This is a genomic window from Catalinimonas locisalis, from assembly GCF_038039535.1.
Lineage (GTDB): Bacteria > Bacteroidota > Bacteroidia > Cytophagales > Cyclobacteriaceae > Catalinimonas.
In genome coordinates this window covers 140,934-158,956 of sequence record NZ_JBBPHP010000010.1, presented here as the reverse complement: position 1 = coordinate 158,956, position 18,023 = coordinate 140,934, and the positions used below count along the sequence as shown (strand labels likewise).

General features: G+C 38.9%; 14 protein-coding genes and 1 tRNA gene. 10 read left to right on the top strand and 5 right to left on the bottom strand.

Annotated elements, in window-relative coordinates:
* Nucleotides 1-25: 25 nt before the first annotated feature.
* The 5 genes from WJR50_RS15165 to WJR50_RS15145 all read right to left on the bottom strand — a co-directional run bounded on the left by WJR50_RS15165 (nt 26) and on the right by WJR50_RS15145 (nt 3,954).
* Nucleotides 26-526 (bottom strand): hypothetical protein, encoded by a 501-nt coding sequence (locus WJR50_RS15165; RefSeq protein ID WP_341294145.1) that lies wholly within the window; start codon nt 524-526, stop codon nt 26-28.
* A gap of 26 nt (nt 527-552) precedes the next feature.
* Nucleotides 553-1,788, bottom strand: coding sequence for a sensor histidine kinase (locus tag WJR50_RS15160; RefSeq protein WP_341294144.1), 1,236 nt, complete (start codon nt 1,786-1,788; stop codon nt 553-555).
* 1 nt (nt 1,789) lies between these two features.
* Nucleotides 1,790-2,167 carry a DUF7793 family protein gene (locus tag WJR50_RS15155; RefSeq protein WP_341294143.1) on the bottom strand — a complete coding sequence of 126 codons (378 nt, stop codon included), beginning with the start codon at nt 2,165-2,167 and terminating at the stop codon, nt 1,790-1,792.
* 15 nt (nt 2,168-2,182) lie between these two features.
* Nucleotides 2,183-2,557: a DUF7793 family protein gene (locus WJR50_RS15150; RefSeq protein ID WP_341294142.1), complete on the bottom strand. Its 375-nt coding sequence runs from the start codon at nt 2,555-2,557 to the stop codon at nt 2,183-2,185.
* Between the two features lie 248 nt (nt 2,558-2,805).
* On the bottom strand, nt 2,806-3,954 hold the full coding sequence (locus WJR50_RS15145) for an OmpA family protein (RefSeq protein WP_341294141.1): 1,149 nt from the start codon (nt 3,952-3,954) through the stop codon (nt 2,806-2,808).
* Nucleotides 3,955-4,310: 356 nt separating this feature from the next.
* Here WJR50_RS15145 and WJR50_RS15140 point away from each other — a divergent pair, with 356 nt between their 5' ends.
* The 10 genes from WJR50_RS15140 to coxB all read left to right on the top strand — a co-directional run bounded on the left by WJR50_RS15140 (nt 4,311) and on the right by coxB (nt 18,010).
* On the top strand, nt 4,311-5,873 hold the full coding sequence (locus WJR50_RS15140; protein ID WP_341294140.1) for a M28 family metallopeptidase: 1,563 nt from the start codon (nt 4,311-4,313) through the stop codon (nt 5,871-5,873).
* Between the two features lie 236 nt (nt 5,874-6,109).
* Entirely contained in the window at nt 6,110-8,011 is a 1,902-nt protein-coding gene (rpsA, locus tag WJR50_RS15135) for a 30S ribosomal protein S1 (RefSeq protein ID WP_341294139.1), read from the top strand.
* A gap of 105 nt (nt 8,012-8,116) precedes the next feature.
* Nucleotides 8,117-8,187: transfer RNA gene (locus WJR50_RS15130), tRNA-Cys, on the top strand.
* Between the two features lie 349 nt (nt 8,188-8,536).
* The gene (locus tag WJR50_RS15125; protein ID WP_341294138.1) at nt 8,537-9,883 is read left to right on the top strand and encodes a c-type cytochrome; all 1,347 of its coding nucleotides are present in this window, start codon (nt 8,537-8,539) and stop codon (nt 9,881-9,883) included.
* A gap of 39 nt (nt 9,884-9,922) precedes the next feature.
* Complete coding sequence (locus WJR50_RS15120) at nt 9,923-13,021, top strand: TAT-variant-translocated molybdopterin oxidoreductase (protein ID WP_341294137.1); 3,099 nt, start codon at nt 9,923-9,925, stop codon at nt 13,019-13,021.
* A gap of 20 nt (nt 13,022-13,041) precedes the next feature.
* Entirely contained in the window at nt 13,042-14,460 is a 1,419-nt protein-coding gene (nrfD, locus tag WJR50_RS15115) for an NrfD/PsrC family molybdoenzyme membrane anchor subunit (protein WP_341294136.1), read from the top strand.
* Between the two features lie 5 nt (nt 14,461-14,465).
* Nucleotides 14,466-14,993, top strand: coding sequence for a DUF3341 domain-containing protein (locus tag WJR50_RS15110; RefSeq protein WP_341294212.1), 528 nt, complete (start codon nt 14,466-14,468; stop codon nt 14,991-14,993).
* 4 nt (nt 14,994-14,997) lie between these two features.
* Nucleotides 14,998-15,624 carry a c-type cytochrome gene (locus WJR50_RS15105; RefSeq protein ID WP_341294135.1) on the top strand — a complete coding sequence of 209 codons (627 nt, stop codon included), beginning with the start codon at nt 14,998-15,000 and terminating at the stop codon, nt 15,622-15,624.
* Nucleotides 15,625-15,656: 32 nt separating this feature from the next.
* Nucleotides 15,657-16,928, top strand: a complete 1,272-nt coding sequence (locus tag WJR50_RS15100; RefSeq protein ID WP_341294134.1) for a quinol:cytochrome C oxidoreductase — start codon at nt 15,657-15,659, stop codon at nt 16,926-16,928.
* 23 nt (nt 16,929-16,951) lie between these two features.
* A complete protein-coding gene (gene coxB, locus WJR50_RS15095; protein WP_341294133.1) occupies nt 16,952-18,010 on the top strand; it encodes a cytochrome c oxidase subunit II in 1,059 nt (352 codons plus the stop codon).
* Nucleotides 18,011-18,023 lie beyond the last annotated feature (13 nt).

Here is an 18,023-nt window from a genome sequence, read left to right as displayed (position 1 = left end):
TTCTTTGCAAAGGTAAGAAGAACGATCACCTAAGAAAAGTGAAACTACCATCCTCAAATAGCTTCATGGTTTTAACTTTTTGATAAGGACTGTTTTTTTCACTACAGTTTATTTCCTCATCAATTGGAAGTGAATTATCTTCTTTAAGTAAGTTTGCCAAAAAAGTGATCAATGGTCCGTATTTTTTTACTATCTGACTCAGGTTTCTACTCTTGACCACTCTGATGCTGATAAAATTATCCTGAGCATCTAAAGGGCTTTGGTATTTTTTCTTTGGGTAAACTAATTCAAGTGGCTCCTCAGCGTATTCTAGCATTTCCCAGGCCAGATCAGGAATATGACTTACAAAGTGATGCAGGTCTTCCTCTTGGTTAATTAAAATAGTATGATAGGGGAGAGGAGAATTATGATGATTTTTAAGATTTTGAACAACTTTGTCAATATTTTCTTTGGCAAAAGCATGAGTAGCTATGACATTCAAAGGAGTATTAGTCAATAGCAGAATAGCATTTGATTTAACCTTCAAAGCAAAAAAAATTGTGTAATGAAAAATTAAGAAATAGAAATCTTACTTCCAGTAAGAGAGGGCAAAAGTATAGTAATTTCTGTACCAACATCCACTTTACTATTCATTTTTATTTCTCCGCCAAGTTTCTCCACATTTGATTTAGCAATAAAAAGGCCGAGGCCACTTCCTTTAGATATCTCATTTCCGCGGTAAAACATATCAAAAGCACGGGCTTGTACCTGCTCTTCCATGCCCATTCCATTGTCTTTGAATGAAATAAAGACGCTTTTGCCATGATTTGAAGCATTAATCTTCAAATAGGAATTTTGACTGTGAGTTGTTCTGTAAATGATAGCATTTTCAACGATATGTTGAAATACAGAAATTAGAAGTTTTTTGCCCGTTATCAAAGTGAGGTCCTCAGGTATCTCTAAAATAACTCGCAAAGAACTCAGGCCAGGGTAATCTTTATAACTGCAAATGACTTCATCCAGCAAAGATTTAATTGAAACAGGAGTGACCTCAAAAGTAGATTGGTAGGATAGAGAGTATTCCAACAGACTCAAAATAGTATGGTTCAGCTTGTGCATACTTTTCTTGATATGCTCAAGATAATTTCTGATGGTTAGCAAATCATCCCCTGCCATATCTACCAAATCAAGCAAACCCATAACGGAGGCTACCGGACCCTTTAAATCATGAGAAACTTTATAAACTAGGGTTTGAAGTTCAGCATTTCTCTGTTTTAACGCATTAGCAGTTAACAAGACCTGTTTTAAGTCTTTGGCAATCAGTATATACCCACGTTCAATATCGTTATTATCTTTGAGCAGTGAAAGTGAAATGGATACAGGTATTTTATCCCCATTCAGATGTAAAAATGATGCTTCCTGATTATACAGAAATCCTTTATGCTCAATTTTTTTCTTTATTTTTTCTGCTAAATATTTCTCAGTAGTTGGAAACAGTTTTTCTAATGGCTGACCTAATAATTGAGACTCCTCAATACCCAGTAAATCAGTTACTTTTTTATTAATCTCTTTAACTAAAAAATGCTCATCAAAAATGATAAGCATGTCTACAATCCCTTCAAATATACTTTTCAGGTAATTTTTGGCAATCACTGAGGCTTTCAACTCCTCACCTAACATGTTGATACCGGATACTATGGCATCAATTTCATCAAAAGAATCGGATATTTGTATTTTGTGATCAAAGTCACCACTGGCAATTTTGATGATTAAGTTATTTATATCCTCTATCCTGTTTTTATGCGTCATGCTACAAAAACTTTCTCAACCATTTGATCGCATCCTGATTGTCAGAGAAGACTTTATGAGGAATTTTAGGTTTATTGAAGTTGAATACGATTGTAGTCAAAACCTTTTCTACGGTACTGGTTTCTACCAGTGCAATGGCAGTGATATTTATTAAACCCTCACTAAAAAGGTATTCCCTTGCCTGTTTATCAATACTCTTGATGCGTGAGCTTTTGATCAGTACAGGGGATTTAAGGTCGCCAAAATAATCTAAACGTTCTGAGACTATGCGTTTTGCATCTTCTAACTTTAAATGAAGATTAGGCTTGTACTGTACCGTAACAATATCATCATTCAATTCAGCATAAAAATAGTCATTCTCAAATTTTTTATGATTCATTATACTGAGATTGTGTTACTTATAATGTATTATCCACTTTTTCGCGCTTGTGGTATCCTTAAAAAGTTTAAAAGGATATTTTGGTTGATGGAATTTAAGAAAAAAATTACCCATTATTCTCGTTACAGGGTTACTAATTATTACGGCCAGAGCACTTAGGTCATCACCAGCTTCTTGTGAGAAAAATTCTCTGGTTTCCTTGGGCACTTCTTTTACCGATGAAATATTAGCAATGGACGGAAGTTTTCTTCCCTGGGTAATTTGTTTACGGAAGATGGTAGCTTTTTTCGCAGCCTCCAAATCAATTTTGGATACTTTGTACTTACCGAAAAGTATTCCATCTTCTATTTCAAATTCTACAACTTCGTTATCAAAATGAAAAGCATTCATTTTACAAATAAACAACCTATAAAAACATTATCCCAAATGGGAGTGATGGGAAACTTACATAGATAAATTATAAAAAATATTTAATAGTTTTTATGAAAGTTTTTCAAATTAACTCTAATCCTTTATGCTCTATTTCAGTATGTATATTTTATCATAAAAATGTACCTGATTTTTAAGTTCTAGCTTAATGAAAATAGAATTCTCCTTAAAAAAACTTTAAGAACGGTTAGGCTAATTATAGTTGAATTTTATTTGCTAATGACCTCAATTTCAACCCGTATATTATTTGAAGCCATGGGAGAATCGGCAGCATAAAGCATCTTTTTACCTCCCCAACCTTGAGTTTCTATACGTTCAGTGTCAATTCCCCTGAAGACTAAGTAGCTTTTGATAGTTTCTGCTCTGTAGTGAGAAAGTTTTGTTGAGCTAACACCTCGTTTACGGTAAGCTTTGGTACGTATTATTTCAAAGAAATTCTGCTTTTCTTCATCATATAAGTAAGCAACACCCCTCGAGTTTCCATTGGTATGTCCATGTAAGCGAATTTTCATATCTGGATTGTTTCTTAGTACATTGTAGACTTTTTCTAATTCGTACTTTGAATGCTCACGCATGACAGTTGAGTTTCCATAAAAATAGGTGTTGTACATTACCTGATATTCTCCTGCCTCCAGACTCCTCATTTCTATTTGGACAAAGAGTGTATCTCCTACTAAATGAATATTTGGATTTTTGGAATTTTTTAAAAGCTCATGGATACTTAAGTTTACCTGGTTTTTTCGGTACCCAATAGATTCAGTGATAACCTGAACAGTATCTAGGTTAAGTGTTTTTGGGATAAACGCCCATCCTCTTTTGGTATCGGTTTGTTCTATCAATGAAGCTTGCTTTCCGTCCACTACCTGAATTTGGGCATTTATAGCTGTTGTATCTCCATTTTCACAATCTAAAGCACGGAATGCCACTGTTATTTTTTCAGATAATTGATCAGTAAGTTGCTTTTCATCCTCCAAAGGTAACTCTTCACCCTCTGCATTTCCCAGTGAAGAATGATAAGAGGTTGTTTGATGTAAAAGGTCAGGATTCGTATTATCCTGAACGCTCAATATCCATGCATCTTTATATTTGGTAGTTTCCCGAATCTGATAATAAGTGGGGAGTATATTATTTTTAGAATTTTCAGAGTGGGTATACACATAAATTAACTGATTTTGTTGATGATATTTATAGTGAGCATTTAAACCTTCTTGTAGTGCGCTTTCAGCAAATTGACGAGCGTTATTCACATCCTGAAACACTCCTATGACTAAATAGGCTCCTGCGTGAAGAATTTCCGGCTCCTGATTAAACTTTGATGAAATACTTATGGTGCTGGTAAATTTTGCAAATGAGTTCAAACTAATTGAGGTAGTAAAACAAAAAAGTAGGGTAATGAACAACAGTCTAAAATTGCCATTCGTCATTTTCATGCCATATATTATTTGGTAATAAATTACTTTCACAAATCCCTTTCATGTTTTGAAATTTTTTAGGCTTATTTTGAAGGAAATCACGCGCGGGTAATAAATTTGCTATGATTGCCTATCAATAAATAGCATTATTAGAGGATTTATATAACCATTTTGATGTATACCTTATGATGATTAGAAAATTTCCAGTAGCCTTTATCATTTACTTGGCTAGCTTAAGTTCAATGCTGTTAGTTATTTCTTGTAATTCTTCAAATACGAGTAGTGAAGCAGCATCCACAGCAATGGATGTAAATATTAGCACTGAGAATCTTAAAAAACACGTTTCTACCCTGGCTTCGGATGAATTTGAAGGGAGAATGCCATTTTCTGAGGGTGAAGAAAAAACGGTAGCTTACCTGACAGAACAGTTTCAGCAAATGGGCCTTGAGCCAGGTAATGGAGAGCGTTATTTACAGGCAGTTCCCTTAGTAGAAATTGATGCTGTTCCAACCACTGATTTAGTCATTGAAGCCGGTGATGAAACTATGCGTCTGACTTATCGGAATGAGTTTGTTGCGCTCACTCGTAGAGTCACTGACCAGATTGATGTAAATGATTCTGAACTGGTATTTTGTGGCTTTGGCATTGTAGCTCCAGAGTATAACTGGAACGATTATGAGGGAATAGATATGGAAGGAAAAACCGCAGTAGTACTGGTCAACGATCCTGGCTTTGGAGCTGAGGATTCTACTTTCTTCAAAGGAAATACCATGACATATTACGGACGCTGGACCTACAAATATGAAGAAGCGGCCCGACAAGGAGCAGAGGGGGTAATTATAGTTCACAACACTGCTCCGGCGGGATATCCATGGGGTGTGGTAAGAAGTAGCTGGACTGGCAAAGCCCTATATCTTCAGCCAGATGATAATAATATGTCACGCTGTGCTTTTGAAGGCTGGGTGGATATAGCCTCAGCACAAAAGTTGTTTGAAATGGCCGAAATCAAAAATTATTTAGGTATGGCTCGTCAGCCAGGCTTTAAGCCCTTGCCCATGGGAATGTCAGCATCACTTTCTATAGATGTTGCGCACAAGTCAGCCACCTCAAAGAATGTGATCGCCAAAGTAGAGGGGAATGAATATCCGGATGAATACATAGTCTATACCGCCCATTGGGATCATATAGGAATTAATGAAGCAGTGGAAGGCGATTCCATTTATAATGGAGCACTTGACAATGCCAGTGGAGTCTCAGTCATGCTGGAGATAGCCAATGCTTTTAGCAAACTGGATGAAAAGCCTGAACGTAGCATAATTTTTCTGGCCGTTACCGCTGAAGAGCAGGGGCTTTTGGGCTCTGCTTACTATGCTGATAATCCGATCTATCCATTAGATAAAACTGTTGCCAATATCAATATGGATGGTATTTGGTTTTTAGGGCCTATGAAAGATGTAACTGTAGTTGGTTATGGGCAGTCTGAATTGGACGAGTATGTAGAAGCTGCTGCTCAGGCTCAGAACCGTTACATTATCCCCGATCCTCAGCCGGAAAAAGGATACTTCTTCCGTTCTGATCATTTTAATTTTGCCAAAGTTGGAGTACCGGCTTTATACGCAAGTGGAGAGTCTGAACAAATGGAAAAAGGTAAAGCATGGACTAAAGAGCAAAATACTGCCTGGACCCAAAAGCATTATCATCAGCCATCTGATGAGTATCTGCCCGATGAATGGAATTTTGAAGGTATGGTTTTAGATGCACAGTTATTATTTAATGTCGGTTACAGATTAGCCAATGAAAGGAATTTTCCTGAGTGGAAGAGTGGTTCAGAGTTTAAAGCAGCCCGTGAGGCTTACATGCCTTAAACTAAAAATATAATCACTTTCTATTTCAAAGTTTAGTTTCAATACTGTTGTGTTAATATATAGGGAACTTTTTGCAAGTAAAATCCTTAATAAGTTGTCACAGATTAAAGAACTTACTATTTTTGCGGGAAATTAGGGGCAAGCTCCCTAATTTCTATTTTAATAAATAATGTATAACCAAAACTGCTAACCCCATCGCTCTAAGGTTAGTATGTAACTAGAGCAACAATCTTAATATGGCAGAAGTACAAAAAGAAAAGTTTGATTGGGATCAGGCTGATTTGCGTGGATTCGGTGAAGAGTACACTGAGGAAGAAAGAGCCAACATGGCTTCCATGTATGATGATACCCTGACTCAAGTAAACGAAAATGAAGTTGTAACTGGTACCGTGGTAGGTATCAATGATCGCGACATCATTCTGAACATTGGATTCAAGTCTGACGGTTTGGTTTCTTCTTCAGAATTTCGTGACATGCCTGACCTTAAAGTGGGTGACGAAGTAGAAGTATATGTAGAGGAACAGGAAGACGCCCAGGGTCAATTAATTCTTTCCCGCAAGAAAGCAAAAATTGTAAAGGCTTGGGAAAAAATTCAACATGCTCTTGATCATGATGAGGTAATTGAAGGTACAGTAAAACGCCGTACCAAAGGTGGTCTTATCTGTGATATATATGGAGTAGAGGCATTCTTGCCTGGTTCACAAATAGACGTTAAGCCTATTCGTGATTTTGATGTATTTGTAGGCAAGAAAATGGAAGTGAAAGTTGTCAAAATTAATTATGCTAACGACAACGTAGTAGTTTCTCATAAAGTACTAATTGAGAAAGACCTTGAAGAGCAGAAAGCTCGTATCCTGAATAACCTTGAAAAAGGTCAGGTACTGGAAGGTGTGATCAAGAACATGACCAACTTCGGTGTCTTTATTGACTTAGGAGGAGTAGACGGTCTGTTGCACATTACAGATATCTCTTGGGGTAGAATCAATCATCCTGAAGAAGTGCTTAATCTGGATCAGAAAGTCAACGTCGTTGTACTTGACTTTGATGATGAGAAGAAGCGAATTTCTCTCGGTATGAAGCAGCTTACTCCTCATCCTTGGGATTCACTATCAGAAGAGATTCAGGTGGGATCTAAGGTAAAAGGCAAGATTGTAAATGTAGCCGACTATGGCGCATTCCTTGAAATAATGCCTGGTGTGGAAGGACTTATCCACGTATCTGAAATGTCATGGTCTCAGCACTTGCGCAACCCTCAGGACTTCATCAGCATTGGTGACGAACTGGAAGCGGTAGTACTCACCCTTGACCGCGATGAGCGTAAGATGTCATTGGGTATCAAGCAACTTACCGAAGATCCTTGGACAAAACAGGATCTGCTTACCAAATATGCGGTAGGCACTGTACATAAAGGGATCGTCCGTAATTTGACTAACTTCGGTTTGTTTATTGAACTTGAAGAAGGTATAGACGGCCTGGTTCACGTTTCTGACCTATCATGGACAAAAAAAGTAAAGCACCCATCAGAGTTTACCAAAGTAGGCGAAGAGCTTGAAGTACAGGTATTAGAACTTGACGTAGATAATCGTCGTCTGGCGCTTGGACATAAGCAGTTAGAAGAAAACCCTTGGGATACTTTTGAAGACCTTTTCCCAGTTAACTCAGTTCACAAAGGAACAGTAATGAGTAAAATTGACAAAGGTGCTTTAATTGAGCTTCCTTACGGAATTGAAGGTTTTGCCAGCTTCAAACATCTTAAGAAAGAAGATGGTACTGAACCTCAGGTAGGTGAATCCTTAGATTTCAAAGTGGTGGAATTCTCTAAAGAAGATCGTAGAATTGTGCTTTCACATTCTAATGTATATTCAGAAGTAGAGGAGAAACCTACTACACCAGCACCTTCTACTTCAAGCAGTGGTGGATCAAAGAGCAAGAAAAGTAAAGGTAAACAAGGTGGTGGAGCCGACGCAGGTGATACCCTTGGTGATTTGGAAGCGCTTTCCAGCTTGAAAGAGCAGATGCAGGAAGAGCAGAAAAAAGCTGCTCAGGAGAAAATGGATAAGAAAGAGCAGGAGCAGGCTAAGCCTAAAGCGGAAGCTGACGATTCTGAAGAAGAAGAAGATTCTGAAGAAAAAAAATAAGGTCAATAAAGTAGGGGGATTAATACTCCCCCTCTTTTTAAAAACTTTTGTATAAATCAGCAGGATTTATACCTTTGCATCCCAACACCAAAATACTTAATAAAAGGTCGCGTGGCCGAGTGGTTAGGCAGAGGTCTGCAAAACCTCCTACAGCGGTTCAAATCCGCTCGCGACCTCAAGCCGGGAATTGTTCCCGGCTTTTTTTTTGAATTGTTAGCTTATTACGGAAAATGAATACTTAATCATGTCTTTCCTTAAATGTGGAGAGCATTAAGTGAGTAGAGAACTTATTGACTCTGATAATCTTAACTTTTGCAGTCATTGAAAAATGTTCCAAATTAACACTATTTATACTCATTCTAAATTTACTACCTAAGTGTAGTTTGATGTGTCTAAATACTTGGTAATCAAATATTTGTATGTTAAGATCGTACTCTATCAAAGCATGTACCAATTTGGTTGAAATATGTTTGAAATCAATTGTTCGCGTATTACTTTTGTGGGTGTTTAAAATCACGGGAAATAATGTTGAAAAATAGATTAGACTGGCATTTTTGTAAATCTTACGCACTTCGTTACCTCTTTATCTGTCTCGCCTTCACCCTAAGCTTTTCTGCTTCCTATGCACAGGACGAAGCTTCTCAGGAAGCTCCCGCGGAAGAAGCTGCCTCTGCGTCAGCAGATGGATTACCAACAGACGAGGCAGCTATCAATGAAGGTAAAACTTTGTTCACTAATAACTGTACTGTATGTCACGCAATCAATAACCAGGTGGTTGGTCCTGCATTGAAGAACGTGCATGAGCGGCGTGATCTTGATTGGTTGCAGCGATTTATCAAAAACTCTCAGGCTGTTATCCAGAGTGGTGATGAATATGCAGTGAACCTTTACAATGAGTACAACAAAACCCTGATGCCTTCATTTGACTTCTCGGATGAGCAGGTTAATTCAATTGTAGCTTATATCAAGAGTGAATCTGCAGCTCCAGCTGAAACTGCTGAAACTGCGGCAGCAGATGGGCAAGCGCCAGCGGGAGGTGCAGCGGCTGCTGGAGGCATTTCTTCAGATTATCTGACTATTATACTTGTTGGATTATTAATTGTACTAGTACTGATACTTGTGGTATTGGTGCTCATCATTTCAGTACTAAGTCGTTTCTTAAGTCAGAAAGAAGACCTTGATGATGAGGATAGAGAGATCATCAGCCAAAAAACAGATGTAAAGAAAGTAGTAACCAGTAAGCCTTTTATTGGAATATCTCTTTTTCTCTTTATGGCGATTGCTGTAAAGCTGGTAATTAATGGCTTGTATTCAGTGGGTATACAGCAAGGGTATCAGCCTAAACAGCCCATTGCCTTCTCTCATGCACTTCATGCCGGGCAGTATGAGATTGACTGTCAATATTGTCATACAGGGGTGATGAAAGCCAAGTCTGCCAACATCCCATCAGCAAATATTTGTATGAATTGTCATCAGCAAATCAAGACTGAGTCCCCCGAAATTCAGAAAATATACGCGGCCATTGATTTTGACCCTGAAACGCAAACCTACGGTAATAATCAACAGCCTATTGAGTGGGTAAGGATTCACAATCTGCCTGATCTGGCATACTTTAATCACTCTCAACATGTAAATGTTGGAGGTATTGAATGTCAGACCTGCCATGGTCCTATTCAGGAAATGGAAGTGGTTTACCAACATTCATTATTAACTATGGGATGGTGTATCAACTGTCACAGAGAAACACAAGTAAATGCTGAGGGAAATGATTACTATGACAAGTTACTGGAGTTGCACGAGTCAGCAGATAGTAATGAACCAATGAGAGTAGAGGATATTGGTGGTCTGGAATGTTCTAAGTGTCACTATTAATCCTTCTCTTACTTCAAACGAAAAGACATTATCAATAAGATGGCAAATAATAAAAAATACTGGCAAGGATTAGAACAGCTCAGAAATGATGCAGAGTTCGTTAAGCATGCTGATAAAGAGTTTCCTGAATACTTGCCTATTGATGAGAAGAAACGAAATGGTGAGTTATCAGACGGTAGTTCACGTCGTGATTTTCTTAAGATGATGGGTTTTGGAATTAGTGCAGCCACTCTCGCTGCCTGCGAAGCACCCATAAGAAAGGCAATTCCTTATGTGGTAAAGCCAGTTGATGTAGATCCATCAATTCCTAATTACTACGCATCAACATATATGGATGGTGGTGATTATTGCAGTATAGTAGTAAAAACCAGAGAAGGCAGACCAATTAAACTCAGAGGAAATGAGCGCTCTAACGTAACTTTAGGGGGAACTAATGCTCAAGTTGAGGCCTCAGTTTTATCGTTATATGATAAGCAGAGATACCAAACTCCTATGGCGAATGGAGAGCCTACCACCTGGCAAGAATTAGATTCAGCAATAAAAGGAGAGCTAAGAAAAGGAGGAAATAAGGTGATTGTAAGTCACACTGTACTTAGTCCTTCTACTCAGGCTGCGATCAATAGCTTATTGGAGGCTTATCCTGGAATGAACCACGTGATGTATGATAATCAGTCAGCTGACGGAATTTTAGATGCATATCAGTCAGCTGTAGGGCAAAGGATTCTTCCAACACATGATTTTAGCAAAGCCAATATCATTGTTAGTTTCGGAGCAGACTTTTTAGGTACATGGATCGCCCCAATTCCTTTTGCAAAGCAATATGCTGAAACCAGAAAAGTAAGCCGTAACAAAACTGATATGTCAAGGCATTATCAGTTTGAGTCTAACTTATCAATGACTGGTGCTAATGCTGATTATCGTACTCAGATTAAACCTTCTCAGGAAGGGTTAGTAATCGGAAGGCTATATAATTTACTGGCAGCAAAAGCCGGAAGGTCTTCTGCTTCTTTTAATGATGCTGGAGAAGTTGCTCATTTAGAAGAAGCTGCAAATCAGTTATGGGCCAACCGTGGTAAGTCTATTGTTGTTTCTGGTTCCAATGATGTAGCCATCCAGAGCTTGATCATCGCTATCAATGAAATGCTGGGAAGTTATGGAACTACATTAGACATAGAAAGACCCTCTTACTTCCGCAAAGGTGATGATGCAGCGATGTCAAAGCTGGTTGCTGATGCCAATGCAGGAAGAATAAGTGGATTGATATTCTATAATTGTAATCCGGTATATGATTTTCATGAGGGTGAAGCTTTAAATGCTGCTATGGAAAAAGTCGCATTAAAAGTCTCTACCTCTGAAAAGCCAGATGAAACTGCGGCAGTGTGTAATTATATAGCTCCTGATCATAACTTTTTGGAATCATGGAATGATGCTGAACCACAGAGAGGAAGGTTTAGCTTAGTTCAACCTGCCATTTCACCTATATTTAATACAAGACAGGCTCAATCATCTTTCCTAAGCTGGGCTAATGCAGCTGAGACTGACTATTATACATTTGTAAAAAATAATTGGAGAGAGACTTTATATCAGGCTCAAAGTACAGAGAGTGATTTTGACCGATTCTTTGATAAGGCTCTATATGATGGGGCCATGGAGGTTGACGTTACCGTTCCTTCTCCTGGAACGGGATCAGTTGGCTTTCCTAATGAAGCCTTTTCGGTGGATTTATCAAATGTAGCTTCAAGAGTAAATAGCACATATCAGCCTAGCGAAGGAACTGACCTGGTACTTTATCAAAAAGTTGCCATAGGTAGTGGACGCCAGGCAAATAATCCCTGGTTACAGGAAACTCCTGATCCAATCACTAAAGCCTGCTGGGATAATTATATTACCATGTCTCAGAAAATGGCTGAAGATATGGGAGTAGAATACAGTGAAGGAAAAACCAATTTTGCCAGATTAACCGCTGGTGAACAGACTATTACTCTTCCAGTGCTGGTTCAACCTGGTCAGGCAGAAGGTACAGTTGGTGTAGCGGTAGGTTATGGAAGAAAAGTAGCTGGAAAAGTTGCTGAAGGGGTAGGAGTAAACGTGTATCCTTTAGCCCCTCAAATGAATGGATATTATGCTAATTTCTATCCTAATGTTCAGATTGAGATTGTTGATGAGATTTACAAGATAGCCCAGACACAAACTCATAACACTTACATGGGCCGTGAGACTATTATTCAAGATGCCCTGCTGAGTGAATATAAAGAAAATCCAAAAGCAGGCCGCTTTGAACCAATGATTGCAACTGCTGAAGGAAAGAAAGAGCCTAGTTCTATTTCATTGTGGAAAGGACATAAATACCCCAACCACCACTGGAATATGATCATTGACTTAAATAGTTGTATTGGCTGTAATGCCTGTACAGTTTCATGTCAGGTAGAAAATAATGTTCCAGTAGTGGGAAGACAAGAGGTAATCAACCGACGTGAAATGCATTGGTTGCGCATTGACCGCTACTATAGCAGTGATGAAGTTGAAGACCTAAAGGAAATGGAAATCGCTTCCGCTAACCCTGAAGTAATTTTCCAGCCGATGCTTTGTCAGCAATGTAACAATGCACCCTGTGAAACAGTTTGTCCGGTAGCAGCTACTACACATAGCACAGAAGGTTTAAACCAGATGACCTACAACAGATGTATTGGAACCCGTTATTGTGCCAACAACTGTCCTTACAAAGTGAGAAGGTTTAACTGGTTCAAATACCATGACAATGAGAAGTTTGCTGTAAATACAGCGATGAACAGCGATCTAGGTAAAATGGTATTGAACCCTGACGTAACTGTAAGAGCACGTGGTGTGATGGAAAAATGTACTTTCTGTGTTCAGCGTATTCAGTTAGGTAAACTTGAAGCGAGAAAGCAGGGACGCAGACCTACCGATGAAGATGTTAACACTGCATGTGCAGAAGCTTGTCCCACTGATGCAATTACTTTTGGTGATATTAATGATCCTGAAAGTAAAGTGTCAAAAATGTTGGCAGAAGAAGTAGAAGGTCGTGCGTACCGTGTACTTCAGGAAATCAATACCAGCCCTAATATCTGGTATCTTACTAAGATTAGAAATAAAGACGAAGAGTCTCCTAATGCATAAAGCCATATAAATAAGAGATTATGGAAATTACTTCTTCAGTACGTAAGCCTCTGGTAACAGGAGGGAAAACTATACATGATGTAACGAATGACATTTGCCGACACGTTGAAGGCAAACCCACTGTTAGTTGGCTTTTGGCCCTCGCTACTTCCTTAGGTGTGTTAGTTATCGGAGCCTATGCTTTGGTAATGACTTTATGGGAAGGTATCGGAATGTGGGGACTAAATAAGACAGTTGGTTGGGCATGGGATATTACAAACTTCGTTTGGTGGGTAGGTATTGGTCATGCTGGAACGCTGATCTCAGCGGTGCTTCTTTTGTTCAGACAAAAGTGGAGAACTTCAATCAACCGTGCAGCTGAGGCGATGACAATATTTGCTGTTATCTGTGCGGCTATGTTCCCCGTGATTCACATGGGGCGTCCCTGGTTAGGATTTTACTGGGCATTGCCTTTACCAAACACTTTTGGTTCCTTATGGGTAAACTTTAACTCCCCCTTACTTTGGGACGTATTCGCGATTAGTACTTACTTTTCAGTTTCCCTGGTATTCTGGTATATCGGACTTGTGCCGGATTTTGCCAGTATTCGTGATCGTGCTAAAGGAATAGTTTCTAAAACTGTTTATGGTGCGCTAAGCCTGGGATGGACTGGTTCAGCTAAAGCCTGGGAACGCTATGAGTCTGTATCATTAATTCTTGCAGGTCTTGCCACTCCTCTGGTATTGTCAGTGCATACCATCGTATCTTTTGACTTTGCTACTTCAGTAATACCAGGCTGGCATACTACGATTTTCCCTCCATACTTTGTGGCAGGTGCGATTTTCTCAGGTTTTGCGATGGTATTGACGCTAATGCTGATTACCAGAAAAGTATACAAACTGGAAGATTATATCACCATAAACCATATTGAGCTGATGAACATTATCATCATTGTTACTGGCTCAATTGTAGGGGTGGCCTATCTTACCGAGTTGTTTATGGCCTGGTACTCGGGCGTTGAATATGAGCAGTATGCATTCCTAAACCGTGCAACCGGACCATACTGGTGGGCATATGCTACTATGATGACGTGTAACGTAATTTCACCACAGCTTTTCTGGTTCAAAAAGATCAGAACTAATATTGTAGCTACTTTTATTCTGTCAATTGTGGTCAACATTGGGATGTGGTTTGAAAGATTTGTGATTATTGTTACATCTCTTCACAGAGATTACCTTCCCTCAAGCTGGGCTATGTTTACTCCCACTTTATATGATGTCGGGGTTTACCTATTTACATTTGGTTTGTTCTTTACGTTGTTTTTCCTGTTTGCCAAATTTTTCCCGGTGATCAACATGGCAGAGGTGAAAGCAATTCTGAGATCTTCCTCAGAGAGATCTACCACAAAAGATCCAGTAGAAACTGGAAATGTAATGAATCCTACTCCTAAAGAAGCTTAATTAATATCATGAAAAATAAGAATTATCTGATAGGTGTTTTTAGCGATGAGGACGTACTTCTCAAAGGTGTTAAGTTCGTAAGAGAGGCGGGCGTAAAGATTCATGAGTGCTATACACCTTACCCCGTGCATGGTCTAGGCCATGCCTTAGGTTACAAGAGGTCAAGACTACCAATTGCAGCCTTTATTTTCGGAGTTTTAGGTACTTCTCTAGCACTGCTTATGCAATACTATATGATGGGAATTGACTGGCCTATGATTATCGGAGGTAAAAATTATACTTCGTTGCCAACTTTTTTCCCGGTAACCTTTGAGCTCACAGTTTTGCTATCTGCCTTTGGAATGGTAATTACTTTTTTGGTTATAAGTGATCTTCGTCCTTACGGAAAAGCAAAAGTTTTTGATCTGAGAGCGACTGACGATAAACACATAATGGCTATAGATTTGTCTAAAAATAGCAAAACAGAGCTCGCTCAAATCAAGAAGATATTGCAGGATTCAGGAGCTGTGGAAGTGAATGAGAAAAGCATGTAAATCAATGATGAAAATGATATTTAGAAAGAATATATACCTACTGGTACTTGCAGCTGTTTTTGGAGCCTGTTCTGCTGAAGGTGAATTTCCTGGTTTGGAATATGCACCTCAGATGTATCATTCTACTCCCTACGAGCCTTTAACGCAAATTACTGATACTGAGCAAGGTGAGTGGCTAAGCTCAATTGATGATGGTGTAGGAGAGTACTACAACTCTAATCCTAACAATCCTTTTGGTATGACCATGCGTGAGCCTGCTGCCAATACTGTTCGCAGGAATCCAGGTGATTATCTTCCTTATCGCATTCCAAAAGATAGTATTGAGCTAGCTTCAAGAGTTTTAACGAACCCTTTGGATTCTACAGAGGCTGTACTTGCTGATGGTCAGGCGCTATATCTGAGCTTTTGTTCTTCTTGCCATGGTGGAGCAGGTCAGGGAGATGGGCTTGTTGCAGAAGTATATTTGGGTGTACCATCGTACAAAGTAGGGAGATATGCCGAGCTTACTGAAGGGCATATTTTTCATACCATCACTTACGGTAGAGGCAGAATGAATGCACACGGATCTCAGATAGATATAGAAGATCGTTGGAAGATCGTGCGCTATGTACAGCAATTGCAAAAACAATAAAAAATAATACAACTCTAAAGTCGCGCTAAAAGATGACAGCAGAACATTTCAATTTTAATGCAGGCCTTAAGAAAAAGATAGCCACTTTAGGTATTGTGGGGGTGGTACTTCTGATACTGGGGGTAATATTACTAATCTTCGGTGGGGGAGGACATGCAGCAGAAGCAGCACACGGGGCTTCGGCTGGACACGGTGGCGGTCACTCTGAGTTTCATTGGTATGATCGTTTGTATACTAGCTTGTGGATTAATAATGTATACTTCACCGGACTAGGAGTGATAGGATTATTCTTCGTAGCTCTGCAGTATGCAGCTCAGGCAGGTTGGTCTGCTGGAATCAAAAGAATTCCTGAGGCATTTGGAGCATGGTTGCCTTACGCAGGTATATTAATGTTAGTCGTGTTTTTAGTGGGTGGACATACTATCTTTCACTGGACACATGAGTATCTATATGATGAAAGTGATCCACGGTATGATTCAATTATTGCGGGTAAGAGAGGATATCTGAATTCAGTATTCTTCATTATCAGAATGGTAATATATTTTGGTGTTTGGTATTTTATGTATAGGCTCATCAGGAAAGAGTCCCTGGCTGAAGACATCAATGGGGGAGTAGCTCATTATCATAAAATGGTAAAATACTCTACAATCTTTATTGTATTTTTTGCCATTACATCTTCTACTTCTGCTTGGGACTGGACCTTGTCAATAGATACGCACTGGTTTAGCACCATGTATGGTTGGTATAATTTTGCCAGCTGGTTTGTTGCAGGATTAGCAGCGATTACTTTGTGTGTGGTAATACTACGAGAAAACGGATATATCAATATTGTTAGCTCCGAGCATTTACATGACTTAGGAAAATTTGTTTTTGCTTTCAGTATTTTTTGGGCTTACATCTGGTTTGGCCAGTTTTTATTGATCTACTACGCAAACATTCCGGAAGAATCAATTTACTTCCTTGAAAGACTTGAAAGTGATTATTATTCACCTTTTTTCTTTGGTACATTAATCCTGAACTTCTTCTTTCCTTTCTTAGTTTTAATGACGAGAGATTCAAAGCGCCACACCATATTTTTGAAGTTGGTTTGTGTGGTAGTTATGGTTGGGCAATGGCTTAACTTTTACCTTATGATCACCCCTGGAATTTTGAAAGAAAATGGTAGTTTAGGTTTTGTTGAGTTAGGTACTACGATGATATATTTGGCAGGCTTTCTATTTGTAGTTTTGAATAATCTGTCAAAAGCTCCTCTGGTTGCCAAAAACCATCCTATGTTACAAGAAAGTATCCATCATCACACTTGATTTATTAAAACAGCATAGCAATTATGTTTGAATTATTCATAGGTATAGGCGTAATTTTAGTTGTCGCCATTATTCTTACCATACTAAGAATACTAAGACTGGTAAATGTAGCAAGAGGGTCAGATAAGAAGCCTGATTCTGCTTCTTCCAGCAATAAGATCAACGCATTACTGCTCTTCTTATTTTTATTGGTTTCTGGGGCTGTTACTACCTGGTATTCTGTGGCACGATTTGATAGCTACCAGCTTCCTATTGCAACAGAACATGGAATAGTTACTGATAGACTATTTTGGATTACCATGATCGTAACAGGAATCGTATTTATTATCACACAAATACTCCTGTTTTATTTCCCTTACAAATATCAATTTAAGAAAGACAGAAAAGCTCTCTACTATCCTGATAACAGTAAATTGGAGGTTGTATGGACCGTAATTCCGGCAATTGTGCTTTCAATTTTGGTTTTTTCCGGATGGAAAGCGTGGTCAGATATTACTGAAAAAGCCCCTGAAGATGCTGAAGTTGTTGAAGTAATGGGCTACCAGTTTGGGTGGGAATTTAGATACCCTGGACAGGATAATGAGTTGGGCGATTATGACTTCCGCTTAATTGATCCATTGAATATGTGGGGCATGGACTTTACGGACCGAGCTTCGTTTGATGATTTTTCTTCAGGAACTAAGATGGTTATTCCTAAGGGTAAGCCAATCTTGTTTAAAATTAGGGCTAGAGATGTATTACACAGTGTATTCATCCCTGAATTTCGCTTGAAGCAGGATGCTGTTCCTGGTATGCCAACTCGTTTCTGGTTTACTCCTAATAAAACAACAGCAGAAATGAGAGAAGAACTGGGTGATCCTGATTTCAATTTCTATATCTATTGTACTGAAGTATGTGGAAGAGGCCACTTTTCTATGAGAAAAATGGTAGAAGTTGTGGAACCCGCAGAATATGAGCAATGGTATGCTGATCAGCAGCCTTGGCTACAAAAAAATCCTGACTATTTGGCTAAAGTGCCAAGTGATATGAAAGAACTGGCATTAATAAGTGCCGGCTTGGACAATGAAGTTGAAGGAAAATAAGCATTAAGCATTT